Origin of the sequence: Microbacterium sp. 20-116 (assembly GCF_041079415.1) — a bacterium.
GTDB lineage: Bacteria > Actinomycetota > Actinomycetes > Actinomycetales > Microbacteriaceae > Microbacterium.
Genome location: NZ_JBFYGP010000004.1, coordinates 254636 through 278230 on the forward strand (window position 1 = coordinate 254636; position 23595 = coordinate 278230).

General features: G+C 70.8%; 16 protein-coding genes. 11 read left to right on the forward strand and 5 right to left on the reverse strand.

What is annotated here, in order from left to right; genetic code table 11:
* Positions 1-35: 35 nt before the first annotated feature.
* The 3 genes from AB6V29_RS10390 to AB6V29_RS10400 are packed head-to-tail and all read left to right on the forward strand — an operon-like array spanning position 36 to position 5182.
* Entirely contained in the window at positions 36-1337 is a 1302-nt protein-coding gene (locus tag AB6V29_RS10390; RefSeq protein ID WP_267786417.1) for a GNAT family N-acetyltransferase, read from the forward strand.
* A 36-nt stretch (positions 1338-1373) separates the two neighbouring features.
* Positions 1374-3884 carry a bifunctional lysylphosphatidylglycerol flippase/synthetase MprF gene (locus tag AB6V29_RS10395; protein ID WP_267786419.1) on the forward strand — a complete coding sequence of 837 codons (2511 nt, stop codon included), beginning with the start codon at positions 1374-1376 and terminating at the stop codon, positions 3882-3884.
* A complete protein-coding gene (locus AB6V29_RS10400) occupies positions 3881-5182 on the forward strand; it encodes an esterase family protein (RefSeq protein ID WP_267786421.1) in 1302 nt (433 codons plus the stop codon). Before AB6V29_RS10395 ends, AB6V29_RS10400 begins: the two co-directional genes overlap by 4 nt.
* Before the next feature lie 189 nt (positions 5183-5371).
* Here the strand turns inward: AB6V29_RS10400 and AB6V29_RS10405 are convergent, their stop codons facing one another.
* Positions 5372-9064: a multifunctional oxoglutarate decarboxylase/oxoglutarate dehydrogenase thiamine pyrophosphate-binding subunit/dihydrolipoyllysine-residue succinyltransferase subunit gene (locus tag AB6V29_RS10405; RefSeq protein WP_369358481.1), complete on the reverse strand. Its 3693-nt coding sequence runs from the start codon at positions 9062-9064 to the stop codon at positions 5372-5374.
* A gap of 137 nt (positions 9065-9201) precedes the next feature.
* Here AB6V29_RS10405 and AB6V29_RS10410 point away from each other — a divergent pair, with 137 nt between their 5' ends.
* A complete protein-coding gene (locus AB6V29_RS10410; protein WP_369358484.1) occupies positions 9202-10662 on the forward strand; it encodes a GuaB1 family IMP dehydrogenase-related protein in 1461 nt (486 codons plus the stop codon).
* Here AB6V29_RS10410 and AB6V29_RS10415 read toward each other — a convergent pair.
* Positions 10652-11689, reverse strand: coding sequence for a hypothetical protein (locus tag AB6V29_RS10415; protein WP_369358486.1), 1038 nt, complete (start codon positions 11687-11689; stop codon positions 10652-10654). The two genes, AB6V29_RS10410 and AB6V29_RS10415, sit on opposite strands and share 11 nt — an antisense overlap.
* Positions 11690-11846: 157 nt before the next feature.
* Between AB6V29_RS10415 and AB6V29_RS10420 the strand changes: the two genes are divergently transcribed.
* A complete protein-coding gene (locus AB6V29_RS10420; protein WP_267786427.1) occupies positions 11847-13190 on the forward strand; it encodes a hemolysin family protein in 1344 nt (447 codons plus the stop codon).
* Positions 13187-14242 (forward strand): hemolysin family protein, encoded by a 1056-nt coding sequence (locus AB6V29_RS10425; RefSeq protein ID WP_210072064.1) that lies wholly within the window; start codon positions 13187-13189, stop codon positions 14240-14242. Before AB6V29_RS10420 ends, AB6V29_RS10425 begins: the two co-directional genes overlap by 4 nt.
* A gap of 361 nt (positions 14243-14603) precedes the next feature.
* Here AB6V29_RS10425 and AB6V29_RS10430 read toward each other — a convergent pair whose 3' ends face one another.
* Positions 14604-15662: an NADH:flavin oxidoreductase/NADH oxidase gene (locus AB6V29_RS10430; RefSeq protein ID WP_369358489.1), complete on the reverse strand. Its 1059-nt coding sequence runs from the start codon at positions 15660-15662 to the stop codon at positions 14604-14606.
* Between the two features lie 28 nt (positions 15663-15690).
* Between AB6V29_RS10430 and AB6V29_RS10435 the strand changes: the two genes are divergently transcribed.
* The 4 genes from AB6V29_RS10435 to AB6V29_RS10450 all read left to right on the forward strand — a co-directional run bounded on the left by AB6V29_RS10435 (position 15691) and on the right by AB6V29_RS10450 (position 19770).
* Positions 15691-16548 carry an NAD(P)H-hydrate dehydratase gene (locus tag AB6V29_RS10435; RefSeq protein WP_369358492.1) on the forward strand — a complete coding sequence of 286 codons (858 nt, stop codon included), beginning with the start codon at positions 15691-15693 and terminating at the stop codon, positions 16546-16548.
* Between the two features lie 86 nt (positions 16549-16634).
* Positions 16635-17942, forward strand: coding sequence for a hypothetical protein (locus AB6V29_RS10440; RefSeq protein ID WP_369358493.1), 1308 nt, complete (start codon positions 16635-16637; stop codon positions 17940-17942).
* Between the two features lie 49 nt (positions 17943-17991).
* Positions 17992-18318: an MTH1187 family thiamine-binding protein gene (locus AB6V29_RS10445; RefSeq protein ID WP_369358496.1), complete on the forward strand. Its 327-nt coding sequence runs from the start codon at positions 17992-17994 to the stop codon at positions 18316-18318.
* 204 nt (positions 18319-18522) lie between these two features.
* Positions 18523-19770 carry an MFS transporter gene (locus tag AB6V29_RS10450; RefSeq protein WP_307317909.1) on the forward strand — a complete coding sequence of 416 codons (1248 nt, stop codon included), beginning with the start codon at positions 18523-18525 and terminating at the stop codon, positions 19768-19770.
* Positions 19771-19985: 215 nt separating this feature from the next.
* On the opposite strand, the gene AB6V29_RS10455 is transcribed toward AB6V29_RS10450, so the two are convergent.
* On the reverse strand, positions 19986-21191 hold the full coding sequence (locus AB6V29_RS10455; RefSeq protein ID WP_267786436.1) for a homoserine O-acetyltransferase: 1206 nt from the start codon (positions 21189-21191) through the stop codon (positions 19986-19988).
* A 148-nt stretch (positions 21192-21339) separates the two neighbouring features.
* Here AB6V29_RS10455 and AB6V29_RS10460 point away from each other — a divergent pair, with 148 nt between their 5' ends.
* Complete coding sequence (locus AB6V29_RS10460) at positions 21340-22038, forward strand: SDR family NAD(P)-dependent oxidoreductase (RefSeq protein WP_369358499.1); 699 nt, start codon at positions 21340-21342, stop codon at positions 22036-22038.
* 119 nt (positions 22039-22157) lie between these two features.
* On the opposite strand, the gene AB6V29_RS10465 is transcribed toward AB6V29_RS10460, so the two are convergent.
* On the reverse strand, positions 22158-23480 hold the full coding sequence (locus AB6V29_RS10465; protein WP_369358501.1) for a bifunctional o-acetylhomoserine/o-acetylserine sulfhydrylase: 1323 nt from the start codon (positions 23478-23480) through the stop codon (positions 22158-22160).
* Positions 23481-23595: the final 115 nt, after the last annotated feature.

The window sequence follows — 23595 nt, forward strand, 5'->3', positions numbered from 1 at the left end:
CGGCGGGTGTCGGAGGTGATCCCTAGGCTGGGGTCATGGCATCCACCGACACCTTGACGCTGCCCCTCGACCAGACCTCCGCCGCCGACCTCGCCGCCTCCGGCTTGGAGTACGCGCGTGTGGATGCCGAGGGAGAGGGGTTCCGTCCCTTCCAGCGCGCGGTGGCCCGGGGCTTCCTGGGCGGGGAGTCGACAGACGACGAGGCCGAGAACGCGCGCACGACCCTGCGGACCCGCCGTCTCACGGCGGTCTACGACCGCCGGGGCGTCGAGCCCGAGGTGCCCGTCGGCACGATCGACTCGTGGGCGTCGGAGCTCACGACGTCGCCCGGGCGCACGACGCCGCTGTGGTCGATCAGCGCCGTCACGGTCGCGGCGACGCATCGCCGGCGGGGTATCGCCCGCGCGATGATCGGCGGCGAGCTGCGCACGGCAGCGGCGGCGGGCTTCGCCATCGCTGGTCTCACCGTCACCGAGGCCACGATCTACGGGCGCTGGGGGTTCTCTCCCGCCGCGTGGGCCTCGGATGTCGAGGTCGACACGGGTCGTGCCCGCTGGATCGGCCCGTCGTCCCCCGGGCGTCTCGACTTCGTCCCGCGTGAGGCGGTGGCGGATCGTCTGAGCGCTGTGCACGAGCGCGTGCGCCTCCAGCGTCCCGGGTCCGTCCCCGGGTGGGATGGCCGGTGGCGTGGCGTGGCCGGTCTCGCGCCGGGCGACAAGTCCGGCGAGAAGGTGCGCGCCGTCTCGTACCGCACCGCCGACGGTGACGAGACGGGGATCCTCGTCTACGTGATCGACGAGCGCGACGACTTCTCCGCACACGATCTCGAGGTGCGCGCGATCTTCGCCGTCGACGGCGAGGCCTCGGCCGCCCTGTGGCGGTTCGCGCTCGAGCACGACCTCGTCGGTCGGGTGAAGGCGTGGCTGCAGCCGGCCGTGCCTCCCGTGCAGTGGATGGTCGCCGACCGCCGCGCGGTGACGGCGACGCTCACCGACCATCACTGGTTGCGCATCCTCGACGTCCCCGGGGCGCTGGCCTCGCGCCGGTACGCGGCCGGTCTCGACGTGGTCCTGCGCGTCGCCGACCCGCTCGGCTTCGCCGAGGGCACGTGGAACCTGCGCATCACGGCGGACGGCGAGGCGGAGGTCGTGCCCGCGAGCGACCGGCCGGTCGACGTCGAGCTCACCGTCGGTGCCCTCAGCTCGCTCCTTCTCGGCGGGGTCCGTTCGGCCGAGCTCGCGCTCGCGGGTCTCGTGCACGGCGACGCCGACGTCCTGGCATCCCTCGACCGCGTCTTCGCCCCCGAGGTCACCCCGCTGCTCGACATCTGGTACTGACGGCTTCTCATAGGAATTGGCAATACGATTTCGCCGATGTCCGAATCCGTCGCTCCTCCGGTCGCCGAACGCTCACCGTCGCGCCTGACGGCTCTCGCTGTCGCGCTTCGCCGCTACGTGTCGCACAACCCCGTGGCGATCGTCGTGTCCGTGGTGGTCGTCGCGGCGGCGGCGACGACGGGATCGCTCTGGGGCGAGGACGCCCTCGTCTGGGGAGCGGGGCCGCTGGCCACCTTCGGAAGCGGCCGGTGGTGGACGCTCGTGACCGCACTGGTGGTCCCGGACTCCACGATCGACGCCCTCTCGTCGGTGCTGCTCGCCCTGACCGCTCTGGCCTACGTCGAGCGTCTGGTCGGATCACGGCGTACGAGCGTCTTCCTGGTGGCCATCGGGTTGAGCGGCCTGGTCGTGGGCATCGGTCTGCACGCGGCGGCCTGGACCATCACCGACCTGCGCCCGGTCGTCGCCGCCGAAGTGCCCGTGCTCGACCCGACCACCGCGATCGCCGGAGCCGTCATGGCGGGGTCGGCCTTCGCGCCGACGCTGTGGCGTCGTCGTCTGCGTCTGGTGGGCTTCGCCCTCCTGGCCCTGTTCGCGCTCTACGCGGGTGACGCCGATTCCTGGTACCGGCTCTCGGCCGCGGTCATCGGACTGATCGTCGGTGCGCTCCTCGCGCGCGGCCGGGAGCGGCGTTCGTGGCACCGCAGCTCGACGCGCGAGACGCGCACCCTTCTGGCTCTGCTGGTGGCGGTCGTGGGCAGCGGACCGATCGTCGCCCTCGTCAGCGGCGGAGGCCGCGGTCCTCTCTCGCTCGTGGTCGACGCGTACACGCAGTACGACGACGAGCTGCTGTCCCAGTGCGGCAAGGTCGCCTCATCGGTGTGCGACGAGCAGATCGCGCTCCTGATGACCCGGGGAGCGGGCCCTGCCCTTCTCGCGATCGTGCCCCTGGTCCTGCTGCTGGTGGCCGCGTGGGGCCTCCGGCAGGGACGACGCTCGGCGTGGATCGTCGCGGAGTTCGTCCTCGTGGCATCCGCGGTCCTCCCCGTCGTCTCTCTTCTCGACGGGCGCCTGCGGATCGACCCCTGGGTCGACGGCAGCGGGGCGGAGTACGTGCTGTGGGCGATCGCGACGATCATCATCCCTCTCGCGCTCGCCGCGGCGCTCGCCGTCGTGCGTGCCCGGTTCTCGGTGCGTGCGACCCGTCGCGCGGCGCGGGTCGTCGCAGCCGTGGTCTCGCTCGCCTTCCTCGCCTGCGCGACGACGCTGTTCGTCGTCGAGGCCATCGGTCATCGCGCTTTCGACCGCGACGTGTCGATCTTCGATCTGCTCGGTCTGACGCTGCGCCGTTTCCTCCCTCCCGCCTTCACCCACCCGGGCGGCTCGACGGCGTTCCCGCACAGCGGACCGGCTCTGTTCGCCTACCAGTGGATCGGCGTGCTGTTCTGGGCGATCGTGGTCGCCGCGATCCTGTGGCTCTACCGCCGCTCGCGCCGCCCCGCGACCGTCGACGACGGTCACTACCGCGACCTGCTGCGACGGGGGAGCGACACCCTCGGCTTCCTGGGCACCTGGGCCGGCAACCTCCACTGGTACTCCGATGACCGCGAGTGCGCGGTCGCGTACCGGCTGAGCGGGGACGTGGCCCTGGCCGTCGGCGATCCCCTCGTCCCCGAGGGCCGGCGTGCCGAGGCGTTGCAGGGGTTCACGGACTACTGCGTCGAGCACGGCTGGACGCCGGCGTTCTACAGCGTCCACGGGGACACCCTCGAGGCCCTGGTCGCCCTCGGCTGGAGGCACGTTCCGGTCGGGGTCGAGACGGTGATGGACCTGCCCGGCCTCACTTTCGCCGGCAAGTCCTGGCAGAAGGTGCGCCAGCCTCTCACCCGCGCCGAACGCGAGGGGTACACCGCCGTCTGGTCGCGGTGGCACGAGCTGAGTGTCGGTCAGGCCTCGCAGGTCGTCGCGATCGACGAGGAGTGGGTCGCCGACCGAGCCCTCCCCGAGATGGGATTCACCCTGGGCTCTCTCGACGAGCTGCGCGACCGCGATGTCCGTCTGCTGCTCGCGGTAGGCCCGGACGAGCGGATCGAGGCGGTCACGAGCTGGATGCCCTCCTGGACGGCGGGCGAGATCACGGGGTGGACGCTCGACTTCATGCGACGGCGTACCGATGGGCCGAACGGCATGATGGAGTTCCTCATCGCCAAGGCCGCGCTGGCGCTGCAGGAAGAGGGCGCGACGGTCCTCAGCCTGTCGGGAGCCCCTCTCGCCGACGACCCCGACGAAGCCGTCGACGGTGACCCGGCCCCCCTGCGTGCGCTGCTTCGCTGGCTCGCCGAGGTGCTCGAACCCGCCTATGGGTTCGCCTCGCTGTTCCGCTTCAAGGGGAAGTTCCGGCCGCGTTACCGGCCCCTGGCGCTGGCGTACCGCGATCCCCTCGAGCTCCCCGCGATCGGCGCCGCGGTGGGGCGTGCGTACCTGCCCGATGCCTCACGCCGAGAGATGGTGGCACTCGCTCGAACCGCCTGGGAGGGCCGTCGGTGAACAAGTTCATTCTTTCGTTCGAGCTGATCGACAGCCCCCTGTTGCTCATCAGCGCCATCGTCGCCGTCCTGGGCCTGGTGGCCGTGGTCGTCTGGCGTCCTCGTCGAGTCATCGGCACCCTCGTGATCGGTGCCGCCGTCGGGGTGGTCATGTTCGTCACGGCGAAGATCCTCGAGGCGATGGACACCTTCCAGGGGCCGCTTCCGGGGGCTGCGATCTGGTGGGCGTCGGGAGCGGTGGCCGCAGTCGCCGTCGGCGTCGTCGGGATCTTCCGTGCTCCGTGGCCGCGTCGTGTCTTCGGCGTCGTCACCGTCATCGCCTCGCTCCTCGCCGGCATCCTGGGGGTGAACACCTCCTACGGCGTCACGCACAATCTCGCCGCGATCCTCGGGGTGCAGGCCCTCGACCCCGCTTCGCTTCCTCCGCAGGACGCGGTGGTGGGGGATCCCGCCACGCTGTACCAGACGTGGGAGCCTCCGGCGGATATGCCCGCCAAGGGGTCGGTCAGTGCTCTCACGGGGAGCACGAAGATCCCCACCGGACAGTACGCCGCGCGCGATGCCTCGCTCTATCTTCCGCCGGCGGCGCAGGTCGCCAACCCCCCGGCTCTCCCGCTGCTGGTGTTCATGATGGGCCAGCCCGGGTCGCCCGACCCGACGGCATTGGCCAAGGCGCTCGACGCCTTCGCCGCGAAGAACAAGGGTCTCGCGCCGATTGCGATCGTCGTCGATCAGCTGACCGCTCCGGACCGCGACCCCACGTGCGTCGACTCCAGCAAGTACGGCGCCGTCGCGACGTACATCAACCAGCTCGTGCCGCAGTGGGCCCAGAACAACCTCAACATCATCAAGGACCACCGATACTGGGTCATCGGCGGGTTCTCGAACGGCGGTTCGTGCGCGGCGTACTACGGGGCGAAGTACCCCGACACCTGGGGGCAGATGCTCGACGTGATGGGCAACGAGTTCCCCGGGTCGGAGCACGTCGACCAGACCGTGAAAGACGTCTACAACGGGAACGCGGGTGCCTTCCAGGCCAACAAGCCCGCGGTGATCATGGCGGCGGCGGCGCCCGGCTCGTACGCCGGCCATACCGCCATCTTCACGTGGGGGAGCGAAGACAAGACCTACGGGCCGGGACAGCTCGCGAACTCGAAGGCGGCGGCGGCGGCGGGATTCACCGTCCTGACGCACATCGTCGAGGGGGCCGGACACACGGGCGAAGCGCTGGACGGCAGCCTGGCGTGGGCCATTCCCGCCCTCGCCCCGACGCTGGGGCTGGCTGCGCCGGCATCCTGAGCCCGCGGGCGGGGTCCTGACCCCGAGGTGCGCGACCTCGAGATCCGCGCGCGGCTGATCGCATCGCGTATCCGTGCCCTCTGGAACGGTCTTCAGTTCACCCCCGACCGGCGGTACGCCCGAGCCGGGGGTGAGACACGAGAGGCCCGAGCGACACGGATGTCGATCGGGCCCCGCAGTGTTTCGATATCAGCGCGCGAGCGCTTCTTTCATGATCGTGGCGTGCTCGCTCGCGTGCACCTTCGGCGAACCGGTCGCGGTCGACGCCGCAGCCGCGCGCGAGATGCGACGGATCGAGCGGCCACCAAGCTGGTCTGCGACCTCGAGCGCGATGAACGGCCACGCACCCTGGTTCTCGGGCTCGTCCTGAACCCACACCAGCTCGGCGTTCGGATACTGCGCCAGCACGCTGGTCAGTTCCTCGATCGGTGCGGGGTAGTACTGCTCGAGGCGCACGAGGGCGATCTCGGGGTTGGGGTTCTTGTCGAGCTCGGCGCGCAGGTCCCAGTGGATCTTTCCGGCGTGCAGCAGGACGCGCGTGACGGCGTTCTTGTCGACACCGCGGTTGTCGTCGAGCACCGGCTCGAAGCGACCCTCGAGGAAGTCCTCGACGGGGCTCGTCGCGCCGCGCAGACGCAGCATCGCCTTCGGGGTGAAGACCACGAGGGGGCGACGGGGGCGCTGGTAGGCCTGACGGCGCAACAGGTGGAAGTACGACGCGGGCGTCGAGGGGCGGGCGACGATCATGTTGTCCTGCGCGCACATCTGCAGGTAGCGCTCGATGCGGGCCGAGGAGTGGTCGGGTCCCTGACCCTCGTAGCCGTGGGGCAGCAGCAGCACGACGCTCGACTGCTGCGCCCACTTCTGGTCGGCCGACGAGATGAACTCATCGATGACCGACTGGGCGCCGTTGGCGAAGTCGCCGAACTGCGCCTCCCACAGCACGAGTGCATCGGAGCGCTCGACCGAGTAGCCGTACTCGAACGCCATGGCGGCGTACTCGCTCAGCAGGGAGTCGTAGACCCAGAAGCGCCCCTGGTTCTCGCTGAGGTTCGCAAGCGGCAGCCATTCCTGACCGTTGTCGCGGTCGTGCAGCACCGAGTGACGCTGCACGAAGGTGCCGCGGCGCGAGTCCTGACCGGCGAGACGCACCGGGGTGCCTTCCATCAGCACCGAGCCGAAGGCGAGCAGCTCACCGAAGGCCCAGTCGATGTTGCCGTTGCGGCTCATGTCGTGGCGCTTCTCGAGCAGCTGCTGGAGCTTGGTGTGCACCGTGAAGCCGTCGGGCTTGTTCACGAACGCGTCACCGATGTGCTGGACGACCTCGCGCGAGACGCCGGTGGTCTCGGGCGCGCCGACGGCCGGTTCTTCCGCCGCGTCCATGGTGACGACGGGGTTCGTGCCGGTCTCGGCCTCGTGCGTATCGGCGAAGGCGACCTCGAGGCGGTTCTGGAAGTCCTGCTTCGCCTGCTCGTACTCGTCTTCGGTGATGTCACCGCGACCGACGAGCGACTCCGTGTAGAGACGGCGGACCGAGCGCTTGGCCTCGATGAGGTTCGTCATCAGGGGCTGGGTCATCGAGGGGTCGTCGCCCTCGTTGTGACCGCGGCGGCGGTAGCAGACGAGATCGATCACGATGTCGCGGTGGAACTCCTCGCGGTACATGAATGCGAGCTCCGCGGCGCGGACGACGGCCTCGGGGTCGTCGCCGTTCACGTGCAGGATCGGCGCCTGGATGGCCTTCGCGACATCGGTGGCGTACACCGAGGTGCGGGCGTCGGTGGGCGTGGTGGTGAAGCCCACCTGGTTGTTGACCACGACGTGGATCGTGCCGCCCGTTCGGTAGCCGCGCAGCTGCGACATCTGCAGGGTCTCGACCACGACGCCCTGACCCGCGAACGCGGCGTCGCCGTGCACGAGGATGGGCAGCCACGAGAACGTGCCGATGGGCTTGCGATCCTGCTTGGCGCGGACGATGCCCTCGAGCACGCCGTCGACGGTCTCGAGGTGCGAGGGGTTGGCCGCCAGGTACACGGGGAGCTCGTCGCCGGCGTCGCCGACGAAGGTGCCCTCGGTGCCGAGGTGGTACTTCACGTCTCCGGAGCCGCGCTTACTGCCGATCGCGACGGCGCCCTCGAACTCGCGGAACACGTGGCCGTAGGTCTTGCCGGCGATGTTGGTGAGAACGTTCAGGCGACCGCGGTGGGCCATGCCGATCGCGGCGCCGTCGAGGCCGGCCGAGGCCGCACCCTGCAGGATCTGGTCGAGCAGGGGGATGAGAGACTCGCCGCCCTCGAGGCTGAAGCGCTTCTGGCCGACGTACTTGGTCTGCAGGAACGTCTCGAACGCTTCGGCCTGGTTCAGCTTCGACAGGATGCGCAGCTGCTCGTCGTGGCCGGGCTTGGTGTACTTGACCTCGACGTTGCGCTGGAACCACTGGCGCTGGGCCGGGTCCTGGATGTGCATGTACTCGACGCCCATGGTGCGGCAGTAGGAGTCGCGAAGGACGCCCAGGATGTCGCGGAGCTTGGCGACGCGCTTGTTGCCGAGGCCGCCGGTGACGAACTCGCGGTCGAGGTCCCAGAACGTGAGGCCGTGCGATTCGATCTCGAGGTCGGGGTGCGTGCGCTGCACGTACTCGAGCGGGTCGATGTCGGCCATGAGGTGGCCGCGCACGCGGAAGGAGTTGATGAGCTCCTGCACGCGGGCGCTCTTGTCGATGCGCTCCGAGATGTCGACGCTGATGTCGGCCGCCCAGTGGATGGGGGCGTAGGGAATGCGCAGGGCGGCGAAGATGTCGTCGTAGAAGCCGCGCTGCCCGATGAGCAGCTCGTGCACCTTCTTCAGGAACTCGCCCGAGCCGGCACCCTGGATGACGCGGTGGTCGTAGGTGCTCGTGAGCGTGATCGTCTTGCCGATCGCCAGCTCGTTCAGCGTCTTCTCGCTCGCACCCATGAACTCGGCGGGGTAGTCGAGTGCGCCGGCGCCGATGATGGCGCCCTGTCCTCGCATGAGGCGCGGGACCGAGTGGACCGTGCCGATGCCGCCGGGGTTGGTGAGGGAGACCGTGGTGCCCTGGAAGTCGGCCGGCGTCAGCTTGTTGTTGCGCGCGCGGCGGACGAGGTCTTCGTACGAGGCGAGGAACTCGCCGAACGTCATCGTGTCGGCGCGCTTGATGCTCGGCACGAGCAGCGCGCGCGAGCCGTCGGGCTTGGGCATGTCGATCGCGATGCCCAGGTTGACGTGCGCGGGAGCGACCACCGAGGGCTTGCCGTCGATCTCGGCGTAGTAGACGTTCTGGCTCGGGAACTCCTTGAGCGCCTGGATCAGCGCCCACCCGATGAGGTGGGTGAAGCTCACCTTGCCGCCGCGCGTGCGCGACATGTGGTTGTTGATGACGATGCGATTGTCGATCATCAGCTTCGCCGGGATCGTGCGCACGCTCGTCGCGGTGGGCACCGTGAGCGAGTCATCCATGTTGGATGCCAGGGCCTTCGGCATGCCCTTGAGGACCGTCACACGGTCTTCTTCGGTGCTCTCGGCGGCCGCGGAGGGAACCGCGCTCGGAGCCTGAGCGGGAATTGGCTGCGGCTTGGCCGGCTTGGCCGTGGTGCGGGCGACGGGTGCCTGTCCGACCACGGGGATGGGGGCCGTCACCGGCTTGGGCTCGGACGCCGTCGACGCCTGCGGCGCGGAGGGCGGGGGAGCGGCGGCGGAAGACCCGTCGACGACCGGGTGGTACGCCTCCAGGATCGGCCACCAGGCCTTGTCTACGGAGTGCTTGTCGACTTTGAACTGTTCGTAGAGTTCGTCTACGAGCCACTCGTTCGCGCCGAACTCGCCCTCGCTCGAAGTACCGACGCCCGTCACCTGGCTCGACACAGTCGATCGCCTGCTTTCCTCGATGAAGATTCCTGTGGATACGCGAACGTCGCCGTGCCGCGTAGGTGCCAGCCTAGCCGAGGAATCTGGACGTCCTTCGGGTCTTTCCCTCGCCCTGATGTGGTGAGGTGGATGCCATGGAGTTCTCCGGCGCGCAGCCCGATGTCGACCTGACGTACTCGGACGTCTTTCTCGTCCCCCGCCATTCCGAGGTGCGCAGCCGCCTCGACGTGGATCTCGCCCCCGCCGACGGCAGCGGCGCCACCATCCCGTTGGTGTCGGCGAACATGAACTCGGTCACGGGTACGCGACTCGCGGCGACCCTGGCGCGTCGCGGCGGCCTCGGCGTCCTGCCCCAGGACATGGCCCTCGACGACCTCGTCGAGGCCGTGTCGTGGGTCAAGGCGCAGCCGACGGCGTGGGACACCCCGCTGATCCTTCCGCCCGAGGCCACCGTCGCCGACGCGCGGCGCATCCTTCCCGCCGTGCCCGGCCGGGGCATCGTCGTGGCCACCGCGCGGGAGGACGGCGTGGTCGCCCTCTCGGACGTGCGCGGCATCGTGCCCGCCGGGCGCCTGGCCACGGCCCTGCCCGACGCGACTCTCGGCGACATCGCGCGCCGCGACGCCGAGCCCGTCGACGCGGCCGACGTGCACGACCCCCGCGAGGTCTTCGCGCGGATCGAGGCCGCGGGCGTCGACATCGTGCCGGTCGTCGACGGCGACCGTCTGGTCGGAACGCTCTCTGCGCGCAGCGCCCTCCGCGCCTCCGTCTACCGACCGGGCGTGGACGCCCGGGGTCGTCTCATCGTGGCCGCGGCGGTCGGGGTGAACGGCGACGTCGCCACCAAGGCGCGCGCTCTGGCCGATGCCGGTGTCGACGTCCTCGTCGTCGACACCGCCCACGGTCACCAGGCGCAGATGCTCCGCGCGCTTGACGCGGTCGCCGCTCTCGACCTCGGCATCCCCATCGCCGCCGGCAACGTGGTGACCGCCGACGGCGTGGCCGACCTCACGGACGCGGGGGCGACCATCCTCAAGGTGGGCGTGGGACCGGGCGCGATGTGCACGACCCGAATGATGACCGCCGTCGGTCGGCCGCAGTTCTCGGCTGTGCTCGAGACCGCCGAGGCGGCACGCAGCGTCGGCGCGCACGTCTGGGCCGACGGTGGGGTGCGTTATCCCCGCGACGTCGCGCTCGCGCTGGCCGCGGGCGCGGCATCCGTCATGGTCGGCTCGTGGTTCGCCGGGACGATCGAGGCTCCCGGAGAGCTCCTCACCGACGCGGGCGGACGGATCTACAAGGAGTCGTGGGGCATGGCTTCGACGAAGGCCGTGCAGGGGCGCTTCGGCGGTCTCGACCCCTTCGAACGCGCCCGCAAGGAGCTCTTCGCCGAGGGGATCTCGTCGTCGCGGATCTACCTCGACCCGCAGCGCCCGGGGCTCGAAGACCTGCTCGACATGATCACCTCGGGTGTGCGCTCGTCGTTCACCTACGCCGGAGCGGCCACCGTCGCCGAGTTCCACGAGCGCGCGCGTGTCGGTCTGCAGTCTGCCGCGGGCTACGACGAGGGCAAGGCGCTGCCCGTCAGCTGGTGACCACGCGTTCGAGGCCGGCCGCGGCCTCGAACGTGATCCAGGCGCCCAGCTGGACCGAGAGGTCCAGGTCGTCGCCCTCCGACCGCGCGGGTCGACGCGGGTCCGCCGGAAAGAGGCCGTCACGGCGCCCCTCCCACAGGGCGTCGGCGTTGCGTTGCACAAGACGCCGGGCCGTGCGCGAGAGGGCGTCGCCCTCGGCATCCCCTCGCTCCGCGAGATCCCGCGCGGCCTGGGCCAGATAGCGGGCCAGGATGCCGGCGAACAGTCCGCCGTCGCCCCCTCCGGCACCCGGGAACAGGCCGTCGTCCGCGGAGCACCACCGCTCCACCGCCCGCACGAGTGCCCGGGCGCGTTCCACGTGCGACCCCGCCTCGTGGGCCGGGTCGGCCAGGGCGGGCTCGCCGAGCACCAGTTCGAGACCGATCACGGCGCCCTGGTTGTACGTCCACAGCTCGGGCCGTGTCACCCCGTGTTCGATACCGTCGCGCACGAGACCGGTGGCGGGATCGTCGAGGACGGATGCCATCCACGCGGCCAGACCGGCGGCCTCGGTCCGTCGTCCGGTGACCGCCAGCACCATGCCGCCCGGGGCGTTTGCCGGGGCGTTGTACAGCTCGCTGTCGACGCTCCAGGCGAGCGCGCCCACGCCCGGGTCCACGGCATCGTCGAGGACGCGCGCGATCCTGCGCAGCGCACGGGGATGCCGTCCGCTGCGGGCGAGGGCCAGGCCCATCCAGGCGATGTCGTCGTAGAAGGGCGTGGTCCAGCGGCCGATCGTGCGCAGCGCCACCCCGCGCCCCACGCGGCGCAGGAGGAGGCGTCGACGCGCGTCGGGCCGGTGGGTCTCGGCGTCGGCGAGGACGTGGAGCAGGTGCGCGTGCCACCAGTAGTGCCACATCCGGGGGTTCTCGCGACCGCCGAGCGAGGCGTGCGCCCACGCGACGGGCCCGTAGCGGCGGAGGTAGCGCTCGAGCACGGAGTGCTCCGCGGAGGCGGCGCGCTGCTGCGCCGGGGTGTCGGCATCCATTCGCCCATCCTCCCCAGTGCGCAGGAAGGTGCACGATACGGATGCCGAGGGGCCGGGGCTGCAATAGAATCGTCCGCACGATGGACGACCCTCCCAGTTGTAGACCCAGGCCCCAACGACCCTCTTCCGCCGAGCGATCGAGCGGGGGTGATGCCTGATGGATTACGTCATGCTGGTTGTGGGGCTCGTGCTCACCGTGGGGACCGGACTCTTCGTCGCGAGCGAGTTCGCCCTCGTCAACCTCGACCGCGCCGACCTCGAATCGCGTCGCGCCGCCGGGGAGACCCGGTTGTCGCTGACCATCGACGCCCTGCGCATCACGTCGACGCACCTGTCGAGCGCCCAGCTCGGCATCACGCTGACGACCCTGCTCACCGGATACACGATGGAGCCGGCGATCTCGAACCTGCTGCGCCCGGTGTTCCAGTCGTGGGGGCTGCCCGAGGCGCTCACGGTGTCGATCGCCGCGATCATCGGCGTCGGCTTCGCGACGGTGCTGTCGATGATCCTCGGCGAGCTCGTCCCCAAGAACTTCGCCCTGGCCATCCCGCGGCAGACGGGCAAGCTCGTCATGCCGTTCCAGGTCGCGTTCACCGCGGTGTTCAAGCCCGCCATCGTCGTGCTCAACGGCAGCGCCAACGGCGTGCTGCGGGCCATGGGCGTCGAGCCCAAGGAGGAGCTGTCGGGAGCGCGCTCGGCCGAAGAGCTGTCGAGCCTCGTCAAGCGGTCTGCCAGCGCGGGCATGCTCGAGAAGGACACGGCATCGCTCCTCGATCGCAGCCTCACCTTCGCGCGGCTCAGCGCCGCCGACGTCATGACCCCGCGCCCGAGCGTGCACGCGCTCGCCGCGGGCGACCCCGCCGACGACGTGGTGCAGCTCGCCCGCCGCACGGGTCACAGCCGCTTCCCGGTGTACGGCGAGTCGATGGACGACATCGTCGGCGTCGTCCACCTCAAGGCCGCCATCGGGGTACCGCGCGAGAGACGCGGTGAGGTGCCCGTGGCCGCCCTGTCGACCGAGCCGCTGCGCGTGCCCGAGACCGTTCACCTCGACGCCCTCGTCTCGGAGCTGCGCTCGCGGGGCTATCAGATGGCCATCGTCATCGACGAGTACGGCGGAACGGCCGGGGTCGTCACCCTCGAAGACCTCGTGGAGGAGATCGTGGGCGAGGTGCTCGACGAGCACGACCGCTCGCGCGCCGGCGTCGTGCGCTCGGCCGCCTTCGTCACCTTCCCGGGCGACCTGCGCCCCGACGAGGCCCTCGATCGCGCCGGAGTGCGCGTGCCCGAGGGGGAGGTCTACGACACGGTGGGCGGGTACATCATGGCGGCGCTCGAGCGCATCCCCGTCGTCGGCGACACCGTCGACCTCGACGACGGCCGGCTCACCGTGCAGCGCATGGACGGTCGTCGCGTGGACCGCGTGCAGTTCACCCCGACGCCGGTCGAGCAGGACGTCGACGAACTCGTGCGGGCGGCGAAGGGCGGTGACCAGCGATGAGCGACTGGGCCGGAATTGCCTGGCTGGTGGTCCTGCTGGCCGCCAATGCCTTCTTCGTCGGTGCCGAATTCGCCGTCATCTCGGCACGGCGCTCGCAGATCGAACCGCACGCGGACCGCGGTTCGCGCGCGGCCAAGACCGCGCTGTACGCGATGGAGCACGCGACGCTCATGCTGGCGACCTGTCAGCTGGGCATCACCATCTGCTCCCTGCTGATCCTGAACGTCTCGGAACCCGCGATCCACCACCTGTTGGCCGGCCCCCTGGGCCTGACCGGCATCCCCGAGGCCGCAGTCGACGTCGTCGGCTTCGTCGTCGCCCTGCTGGTGGTGTCGTACCTGCACGTCGTGTTCGGCGAGATGGTGCCGAAGAACCTCGCCTTCTCGCTGCCGGATCGGGCCGTCCTCATGCTCGCGCCCCCTCTCGTGGCCGTCTCGAAGGCATTCCACCCGATCATCGTGGCGCTCAACTGGACGGCCAACCACGTGCTTCGACTGTTCCGCGTCGAGCCGAAGGACGAGGCCGCCTCGACCTACACGCTCGACGAGGTCGCCACGATCGTGACGCAGTCGCGCCGCGAGGGAGTCCTCGACGACTCGGCCGGGACGGTCACCGCGGTGGTGGAGTTCACCGAGAAGAAGGCGGCCGACATCGCGGTGCCGGTGAGCGCCCTGGTGACGCTGCCCGAGACGACCACGCCGGCCGAGATCGAGCGGGCCGTCGCCCAGCACGGCTACTCGCGCTACGTGATCGTCGACCAGAGCGGACACCCCACCGGCTACGTGCACCTCAAGGACGTCCTGCGGGCGGCGGAGGGATCGGATGCCGATATGGCTCGCCCCATCCCGAGCAAGCGCGTGCACCACATGGTGTCGATGCTCGAGACCACCGACCTCGAGGACGCCCTCGCCCTGATGCGCCGCTCCGGCCGCCACCTCGCACAGGTGCGCGACGACAGCGGCGATGTCAAGGCCGTGCTCTTCCTCGAGGACGTCATCGAGGAGCTCGTCGGCGAGGTGCAGGACGCCACGGAGCGTCGCCGCTTCGCCTGAACACACCGCACCGGATGCCACGGGGCCTGGGCTCCGTGGCATCCGGTGTCTTCGTGTGAGGTCGCGCGGGTGCGAGCGGCCGGTGCGGCGCGAGATCACGTGACCTTGCCCACGGCGCCCGTCGTGGCGCGTGCTGTGGGCGAGATCACGTGACCTGGCCCTCGGCACCCGTCGTGGCGAGGCGGTGCGCGAGTCCACGTGACCTGGCCCTCGGCACCCGTCGTGGCGCGTGCTGTGGGCGAGTCCACGTGACCTGGCCCTCGGCACCCGTCGTGGCGCGTGCTGTGGGCGAGATCACGTGATCCGGCCCCTGAAGCGGGCGGTACGGCGCGAGATCACGTGACCTGGATCGGGGCGGTGCTCAGTAGGCGCGGAGGTACTGCGCGGGGGCGGGGGAGTCCGCACCCAGAGCCACGGCGGCGCGCAGCGCGTAGTGCGGGTCGCGGAGCCACTCGCGGCCCGACATGATGGCGTCGGCGCGAGAGTCGACGAGGATCTGCTCGCCGAAGGTGGGGTCGTCGATCATGCCGACCGCGCTGACGAGCAGGCCCGTCTCACGGCGCACGGTCTCGGCGTAGTCGACCTGGTACCCGGGCCCGGGGACGATGCGCTGCTCGGGGACGAGGCCGCCGCTGGACACGTCGATGAGGTCGGCGCCCGCATCGGCGACGAGGCGCGCGGCGGCCACGGTGTCGGCGACGTCCCAGCCGCCCTCGGCGGCGTCCGTCGCCGAGAAGCGCACGAACACGGCGGCGTCCCCCGCGGCGCCGCGAACGGCCTCGGTCACCCGGACCAGCAGGCGCACGCGGTTCTCGAACGATCCGCCGTACTCGTCGTCGCGGTGGTTCGTGAGGGGCGAGAGGAACTGATGCAGCAGATAGCCGTGGGCGGCGTGGATCTCCACGACCTGAAAGCCGGCCCGAACGGCCCGGCGGGTGGCGTCGGCGAAGTCGGCGACGACCTTCTCGATCCCCGCGGGGTCGAGGGCGACGGGGGCGGCGAAGGTGTCGTAGGCCAGCGCCGAGGGAGCGACGGTGGTCCAGCCGCCGTCGGAGGGAGCGATCGTGCCGCGGCCGCCGGTGAGGGGAGAGGTGGTCGAGGCCTTTCGACCCGCGTGGCCGAGCTGCACGCCGGCGACGGCTCCGCGCGATCGGATCGCAGCGACGATGGGAACCCACGCCTCGGCCTGCGCGTCGGTCCAGATGCCGGTGTCCTCGGGCGAGATGCGCCCCTCGGGCGAGACGGCGGTCGCCTCGGCGATCACCATGCCGGCACCGCCGGACGCGAACTGCGCGAGGTGCACGTGGTGCCAGTCGTTCGGGACGCCCTCGACCGCGCTGTACTGGCACATCGGGGAGACCCAGAGGCGGTTGCGCACCGCGGTACCGCGAATGGACAGGGGTGTGAAGAGGGCGCTCATGAGGACCTTTGCGTTCTAGGGTGACGCCATGACGGCGAAGGACTTCAGCGGGGACGATGTCGCCCGCGCACTGCGGAAGCCAACGGCGGAGGACGACAAGTATTCCCGCGGGGTGGTCGGGCTGCGAACCGGCTCGGCCCGATACCCGGGCGCTGCGGTGCTCGGCGTCGAGGCCGCGTGGCGCACCGGGACCGGAATGGTCCGCTATCTCGGACCCGCGCGCGCCCAGGACTTCGTGCTGCACCGGCGCCCCGAGACCGTGACGGCCGACGGGCGGGTGCAGGCCTGGGTGATGGGATCGGGAACGGATGCCGCCGAGCGCGATGCCGCCGAGACCGCGGCGCTGCGGGGCATCCTGTCGAAAGAGGTACCCGTCGTCGTCGACGCCGGGGCGCTGGACCTGGTCGCGGGAGCGACGGCCCCCGTGATCGTCACGCCCCACGCGCGAGAGCTCGACCGGTTGCGGGACGGTCTCGGGATGCCGGTGGTCGACGCCCGCGACGACGACGCACGAGAGGCGGCGGCGCGCGAGACGGCGGAGGCGTTCGGGGGAGTCGTGCTCTCGAAAGGGGCGGTCACGATCGTGGCGGCGGCCGGGGGCTGGACGCGCCGGGTCTCGACGGGGACGCCGTGGCTCGCGACGGCGGGCACCGGCGATGTCCTCGGCGGGGTGCTCGGGGCCGTGCTGGCGGGGTCGGTGGCCGACGGGCGGGACAGCGTGGAGGACCTGGCCGCCGCGGCCGCCGCCGCCGCGTGGCTGCACGGGACGGCCGGGCGGGTGGCATCCCTCGCCCGCGGATCAGACGGGGGGCCGATCGCGGCGCTCGACGTCGCCGAGGCGCTGCCGGGTGTGGTGGCCGCGATGCTGAGGGACTCGATCGCGTAACGGTTCGCTGCGTCGGCCCGCGCGACGGCGGGGGTCCGACCGACCTCCGTCCGGGGCCGCGAGTGACGCCCGTTTAGGATGAGGCGGTGTTGAGGCGTGTCGTTCCCCTGTTGATCGCGTTCGTCGCCGTGCACGTCGTGGTGGGGATCCTGGGCTATCAGCAGCCCAACGAACCCATGGGCGACGTGTACCTGGTGTATGAACCCTGGTCGCGTTGCGCCCTCTTCGGGGGCATCGATGTGACCTCGTGCACGCGCAGCGACGCCTGGGCCTGGCCGGGCATCACCGAGAAGTGGATCTATCCGCAGCTCGCGTTCCTGCCGATGACGTTCGCCTGGGTCTTCGCCTGGGCCGTCGGCTACACCCCGGCGTGGGTGATCACGGTGGCGCTGTTCAACCTCGTCGCCTTCGTCGTGCTGGTCGGCAAGGGCCGCTCGACGGGTCGCGTTCTCGCCGCGTGGTTCTGGCTCGCCGCCATCCTGCTGATCGGCCCCGTGGGCCTGTACCGCATCGACGGCATCACGGTGCCCTTCGCGATCCTCGGCAGCATCTGGATGCTGCGGCGTCCGTTCGTGGCGTCGGTGCTGCTCTCGATCTCGGTGTGGATGAAGGTCTGGCCCGCCGCGATCCTCGCCGCCGGTCTCATCGTCGTGCGCCGCCGACTCGCGCTGGTGTGGGGAGCCGTCGCGGTGTCGCTCGCGACGATCATCCCCGTGGTGGCCCTGGGCGGGGCGCCCTACGTCTTCGGATTCGTCGGGGACCAGACCTCGCGCGGAATCCAGATGGAGGCCCCCGTCGGCGGCCTCTACATGTTCCTCGCCGCGTTCTACGTGCCCGGCAGCGAGGTCTACTACGACGGCGGCGTGCTCACCTTCCAGGTGACCGGGCCGGGCGCCGAGCCCCTCATCGCCGCCATGACCCCGATCATGCTGCTCACGATGGTCGCCGTCGCGATCGTCGGGGTGACGAAGATGCGCCGAGGAGCGACCTTCCTGTCGCTCTTCCCGCCGTTGACGCTCGCGCTGGTGACCGCGTTCATCGCGCTGAACAAGGTCGGCTCGCCGCAGTACTACGTGTGGCTGTTCGCCCCCGTCGTACTCGGGCTCATGATCGACCGCCGTCGCTGGTACGCCTTCGCCGGCATGACGCTCGTGATCGCCGCCCTCACGCAGTGGATGTACCCGCTGCTGTACGACGGGCTCATGGCGACGCACCCGAACCCCTTCCCGGTGGTCGTGCTCGAGGCGCGCAACCTGCTCGCCCTCGTTCTGCTGGTGTGGGCCGTCGTGCGCGTCGTGCGCGTTCCCACGGGGCGCGTGCGCCCGCCCGCGGGGCTCCGCGAGATCGTGACGGGGCGTCGGCCGATCCCGGCCCGGGTTCCGACCGGACGCTGACCGAGGCGGGCCCGTTCCGCTGCACACGGCCGAGACGTAGTCTCGATCCATGCTCATCGCTTTCTCGGTCGCCCCCTCGGGGGTCGGCACCGCTGCCACGGAGAACCCCGACGGATCGGTCCACGACGCGGTCGCCGCGGCGGTCGCGGTCGTGCGCGCCTCGGGCCTTGCACACCGCACGACCTCGATGTTCACCGAGGTCGAGGGGGAGTGGGACGAGGTCTTCGCCGTGGTGAAGGCGGCGACGGATGCCGTGATGCCCTACGGCTCGCGTATCTCGCTGGTACTCAAGGCCGACATCCGCCCCGGGCACACCGGCGAGCTCGACGGCAAGATCGAGCGCCTCGAGGACGCGCTGGAGCGCCGGCAGGACTGACCCGCGGCTGAGCCGCGCCGTCTCCTGCCTGCGCTGCTCGCTCCGTCTCGCCTGCGGAGACCTCCTTCGCTCCGCGGTCTGTCGAGGAGTGACGGCTCGCGGGGAGAGAACGCCACCCCCGAATCTCGAAACGATTCGACCCGACCCGGTCGCGCCGACTAGCATCGCCTGGTGACCTCTTCGACGACCTCGAGAGGTGCGGCGATGCGGGCGCTCCTTTCTCTCGCCATCGGCAGTTTCGGCATCGGCATGACCGAGTTCGTGGTGATGGGCCTCCTGCCCAACATCGCCCGAGAACTCGTCCCCGGTGCCTGGGCGGCCTCTCCCGACGACGCGATCGCCCAGGCGGGCTGGCTGATCTCGCTGTACGCCCTCGGCGTCGTCGTCGGAGCTCCCACGATTGCCGGATCCGTGGCCCGCTTCCCGCGCCACCGCGTGATGATCGTGCTGGCCGCGGCCCTGGCGTTCTTCACCCTGCTGACCGTGATCGCCCCCACGTTCGAGCTCGTGGCGGCATCCCGCTTCCTCGCCGGGCTCCCGCACGGTGCGTACTTCGGCATCGGTGCTCTCGTCGCCGCCGACGCCCTCGGCCCGGGAAACCGCGCCAAGGGCGTGGCCTTCGTCCTCACGGGCTTGACCATCGCCAACGTCGTCGGCGTGCCCCTGGGCACCCTCCTCGGTCAGCAGGTCGGCTGGCGCGCCGCCTTCGCCGTGGTCACCGGTATCTTCCTGCTCGCGACCATCTGCATCGCCCTGTTCGTGCCGAAGCACCCCGGCTCGCCTGGCCGGCGGTTGCGCGACGAGCTGCGCGTGTTCCGCATCGGTCAGGTCTGGCTCGCCCTCGGTATCGGGGCGATCGGTTTCGGCGGGTTCTTCGCGATGTACAGCTACATCGCCCCGATGATCACCGGCGTCGCCGGCCAGCCCGAGTGGACGGTCTCGCTCGTGCTCGTGCTCGTCGGCATCGGCATGACGATCGGCAACATCGTCGGCGGCGCCCTCGCCGACAAGGATCTGCGCTTCTGGCTCTTCACGGGCCTCATCGCCCTGGGCGCGGCATCCGTGGGTCTGGCTCTCACAGCCGGGTGGATCGTGAGTCTCGTGCTGTTCGCCTTCCTCGTGGCGTTCTGCGGCTCGGCGCTCAGCCCCGCCATCCAGACCCGTCTGATGGACGTCGCCGAAGACAATCAGTCGATCGCCGCGGCGCTGAACCACTCGGCGCTGAACATCGGCAACAGCCTCGGAGCATTCCTCGGCGGCCTCGCGATCGCCGCCGGACTGGGGCTGGTGGCACCGGCGTGGGTCGGCGCGGTGCTCGCCGCGGGCGGGCTCGTCGTCGCGATCGTGGCGTACCGGGTCGAGGACCGCAGTGGACGCCACCCCGATCACCGGATGCCGGCGGCCGAGGCGGCGCAGACCGCGATCACCGGATCGATCCCGACGCAGCGCTGACGCGGCCGGGCGGTCGCGGACGCACCGGGCCGTCGCGGCCGGGGGCCACCGGTCGTCGCTGAGTGTCCAGAACACCCCGTGTCGCGAGCGGGGTGTACGGCGTTTCCTGGACATTCGGGCGTTGTCCCGGGGCGATGGAGCGACGGCGCGACGTCCGGGGTCCGGAGTCCGGGTGAGCGGATGCGGATGCCGCGGGCTCACGGCATCCGGGATCGTCAGGTCGCGAGGAGTCGGCGCAGGTGCGCGGCGACCGCGGCGGTCTCGATGAGGAAGCCGTCGTGACCGAAGTCGCTCGACAGAACGATCGCGCCGTCTTTGTCGAGGGTGTTCGCGATGCCGCGGGCGATGCGGTGCTGCCCGTCGATGGGGAACAGGCGGTCGCTGTCGACGCCCAGGACGAGGGTCGTGGCGGTCACACGGCGCAGCGCGTCTTCGACGCCGTCGCGGTCGCGGCCGACGTCGTGCGAGTTCATCGCCTCGACGAGGACGAGGTAGCTGTTGGCGTCGAAGCGGCGCGTGAACTTGTTGCCGTGGAAGTCGAGGTACGACTCCACCGCGAAACGTCCGCCCCGGCCGAGGGGACTCACACCCGACTGCCACGACCGCTGGAAACGCTGGTTCAGCTCGGTGGGGCTGCGGTAGTTCAGCAGCGCCATGCGCCGGGCGAGGGCGAGACCGCGGTGCGGGCCGTCGCCGTCGCCGGAGTCGTAGTATTCGCCGCCGGCGAAGCGCGGGTCGACGCGCACGGCGTCGAGCTGCACGGAGTTCAACGCGATCTGGTCGGCGGTGGTGATGGGCGGTGCGGAGAGGATCGCCGCGCGCTCGACCCGGTCGGGGAAACCGACGGCCCACTCCAGGGCGTGCATGCCTCCCATCGATCCGCCCACCACGGCGTGCCAGCGATCGACGCCGAGACGGTCGGCGAGCAGGGCCTGGGCGTTCACCTGATCGCGGATCGTGAGGTACGGGAAGCGCGAGGCCCACTCGTAGCCGTCCGGGGCGATGCTCGCGGGACCGGTGGAGCCCTGGCATCCGCCCAGCATGTTCGGGGCGATCACGAAGTAGCGGTCGGTGTCGATCGCGGCGCCGGGTCCCACGAGATCGCTCCACCATCCGGCCGTGGGGTGACCGGGGCCGGCGGCCCCCCGGACGTGGCTGTCGCCGGTGAGGGCGTGCAGGATCAGGACGGCGTTGTCGCGCGCGGGGGAGAGCTCCCCCCAGGTCTCGAAAGCGAGGCGGAACGCGGGGAGGGACTCGCCGCTCTCGGTCTCGAAGACGCCGAAGGCGGCGAAGCGTCGGTCGCCGACGGGGTCGCCGTCGCGCCACGCGCCGGTCGCGGGGGGTCTGCCGAGGAGGGAGCGGGCGTCCGCCTCCGTCACCGGGGCCGAGGGCACCGTGTCTTCGGAGATCTGCCAGTCCATGGCATCCATTCTCCCTAGGCGGGGAGGGTCGCCACGAACTGTTACGACCGGCGCGGCGACGACGAGGGCCTGCGCGGTGCCCCGACCACCGGTGGACACCGTTGTCCAGCCCCCGCCGACGCACGGGTCGGCTCGTCATGATCGCGGCATGGCGAACTTCCTCCTCATCGCGGCCTCGAGCGACATCGGTCAGGCGACGGCGACACGACTGCGGGACGCGGGTCACCGTGTCGTGACCACCGCGCGGGACTCCTCGCGGATCGAGCCCGACTTCATCCTGGATGCGACGGACTTCGACGCCGTGGACCGCATCGTCGGCGAGTCGGGTGAGCTCGACGGGATCGCGGTGTTCGCGGGGTCGATGCTGCTCAAGCCCGCGCACCTGACCTCTCGCGCGCAGTACGACGAGCTCATCGCCGCCTCGCTCACCACGGCCTTCGCGGCGGTGCGCGCGGCGGGGTCGCACATGCGCGGCGGCGGAGCGGTGGTGCTCGTGTCGTCGGCAGCCGCTCTCGCGGGGCTCCCGAACCACGACGGGATCGCGGCGGCCAAGGCCGCGGTGATCGGCCTGACCCTGTCGGCGGCGGCGAGCTACGCCGCGCACGGACTCCGGGTGAACGCCGTCGCGCCGGGACTCGTGCAGACCCGGCTGACCGAGAAGCTCACCTCGAGCGACATGTCGCGCAAGGTCTCGGAGGCGATGCACCCGCTCGGCCGGCTCGGCGAGCCCGACGACGTCGCGCGCGCCGTGGAGTTCGTGCTCGCGCCCGAGAACGCGTGGGTGACGGGGCAGGTGCTCGGGGTCGACGGCGGGTTGGGGAGTCTGCGTCCGCGGCAGAAGGTGTGACGGCCCGGGGTGGATCGGCTCGGGGTCTTCCTGGCTGTCCCGGAGTGCCTCGACGGTGCCCCGTCGGCACGCGGGAACGCCCCGCCCCGGAGCAACGGGGCGGGGCGTTCGTGCAGCCGTCAGGCGCGGGCGGCCTCCGAGAGGCGACGCGCCGATGCCAGAGCCTGGTCGAGGTCGGCCTTGAGGTCTGCGATGTTCTCGAGCCCCACCGACAGGCGCACGAGGCCGGGCGTCACGCCCGCGGTGAGCTGCTGCTCGGGGGTGAGCTGCGAGTGCGTGGTCGAGGCCGGGTGGATGACGAGCGAGCGCACGTCGCCGATGTTGGCCAGGTGGCTGAAGAGGCTGAGCGAGTTGACGAACTCGCGGCCCGCCTCGACCCCGCCCTTGAGCTCGAACGACAGGACCGCACCCACGCCCTTGGGGGCGTAGTTGTTCGCGGCGGCGTACCAGGGCGACGTGGGGAGGCCGGAGTAGTTCACCGTGGCGACGTCGGGGTGCGACTCGAGCCACTCCGCGATCTCCTGTGCGTTCTGGACGTGGCGCTCGATGCGCAGGGACAGGGTCTCGATGCCCTGGATGAGCTGCCACGCGCTCTGGGGGGCGATCGAGGCGCCGAGGTCGCGCAGCAGCTGCACGCGCGCCTTGATGATGTACGCGAGACCGTCGCCGACCGCCTGCGTGTAGACGGCGCCGTGGTACGAGGGGTCGGGCGTGGTCAGGCCCGGGAAGCGGTCGGAGTGCTCGGACCAGCTGAACGTTCCGCCGTCGACGATGACGCCGCCGATCGTGGTCCCGTGTCCGCCGAGGAACTTCGTCGCCGAGTGCACGATGATGTCGGCGCCGTGCTCGAAGGGGCGGATCAGGTACGGGGTCGCGATCGTGTTGTCGACGATGAGCGGCACGCCCGCGTCGTGCGCCACGTCGGCGACCGAGCGGATGTCGAGCACGTTGATCTTGGGGTTGCCGATGGTCTCGGCGAAGAACAGCTTGGTGTTCGGGCGGACGGCGGCGCGCCACTCGGCGGGGTCGTCCTGGTTCTCGACGAACGTGGTCTCGATGCCGAGCTTGGCGAGGGTGTACTTGAAGAGGTTGTAGGTGCCGCCGTAGATCGAGCTCGACGAGACGATGTGGTCGCCGGCCTGTGCGATGTTGAGCACGGCGAAGGTCTCGGCCGCCTGGCCGCTGGCGACGAGAAGGGCGCCGGTGCCGCCCTCGAGGCCCGCGACGCGCTGCTCGACGACGTCCTGCGTGGGGTTCTGGATGCGCGTGTAGATGTTGCCGAACTCGGCCAGCGCGAAGAGGTTCGCGGCGTGGTCGGCGTTGTCGAACACGTACGAGGTCGTCTGGTAGATCGGGGTGGCGCGAGCCTTCGTGACCGGGTCGGGCTGCGCACCCGTGTGGATCTGCTTGGTCTCGAAACGCCAGTTCTCGGGTACCGACATGACTGCTCCTCAGCTTCGGGAGGCCGGGCGGTCGCCGTGGCCTGCTGCGAGCGTAGGGACAGCCTCGGACGCCGACAAGCGACCCGGACACGGGCCGTAACACCTCTGCCATGCC

Excerpts from the sequence above, each read along its gene's own strand:
- AB6V29_RS10425 (WP_210072064.1), top strand. The coding sequence starts at position 13,187 with ATGAGCGACTGGGCCGGAATTGCCTGGCTGGTGGTCCTGCTGGCCGCC.
- AB6V29_RS10460 (WP_369358499.1), top strand. The coding sequence starts at position 21,340 with ATGGCGAACTTCCTCCTCATCGCGGCCTCGAGCGACATCGGTCAGGCG.
- AB6V29_RS10445 (WP_369358496.1), top strand. The coding sequence starts at position 17,992 with ATGCTCATCGCTTTCTCGGTCGCCCCCTCGGGGGTCGGCACCGCTGCC.
- AB6V29_RS10410 (WP_369358484.1), top strand. The coding sequence starts at position 9,202 with ATGGAGTTCTCCGGCGCGCAGCCCGATGTCGACCTGACGTACTCGGAC.
- AB6V29_RS10420 (WP_267786427.1), top strand. The coding sequence starts at position 11,847 with ATGGATTACGTCATGCTGGTTGTGGGGCTCGTGCTCACCGTGGGGACC.
- AB6V29_RS10455 (WP_267786436.1), bottom strand. The coding sequence starts at position 21,191 with ATGGACTGGCAGATCTCCGAAGACACGGTGCCCTCGGCCCCGGTGACG.
- AB6V29_RS10435 (WP_369358492.1), top strand. The coding sequence starts at position 15,691 with ATGACGGCGAAGGACTTCAGCGGGGACGATGTCGCCCGCGCACTGCGG.
- AB6V29_RS10450 (WP_307317909.1), top strand. The coding sequence starts at position 18,523 with ATGCGGGCGCTCCTTTCTCTCGCCATCGGCAGTTTCGGCATCGGCATG.
- AB6V29_RS10390 (WP_267786417.1), top strand. The coding sequence starts at position 36 with ATGGCATCCACCGACACCTTGACGCTGCCCCTCGACCAGACCTCCGCC.
- AB6V29_RS10395 (WP_267786419.1), top strand. The coding sequence starts at position 1,374 with ATGTCCGAATCCGTCGCTCCTCCGGTCGCCGAACGCTCACCGTCGCGC.
- AB6V29_RS10430 (WP_369358489.1), bottom strand. The coding sequence starts at position 15,662 with ATGAGCGCCCTCTTCACACCCCTGTCCATTCGCGGTACCGCGGTGCGC.
- AB6V29_RS10415 (WP_369358486.1), bottom strand. The coding sequence starts at position 11,689 with ATGGATGCCGACACCCCGGCGCAGCAGCGCGCCGCCTCCGCGGAGCAC.
- AB6V29_RS10465 (WP_369358501.1), bottom strand. The coding sequence starts at position 23,480 with ATGTCGGTACCCGAGAACTGGCGTTTCGAGACCAAGCAGATCCACACG.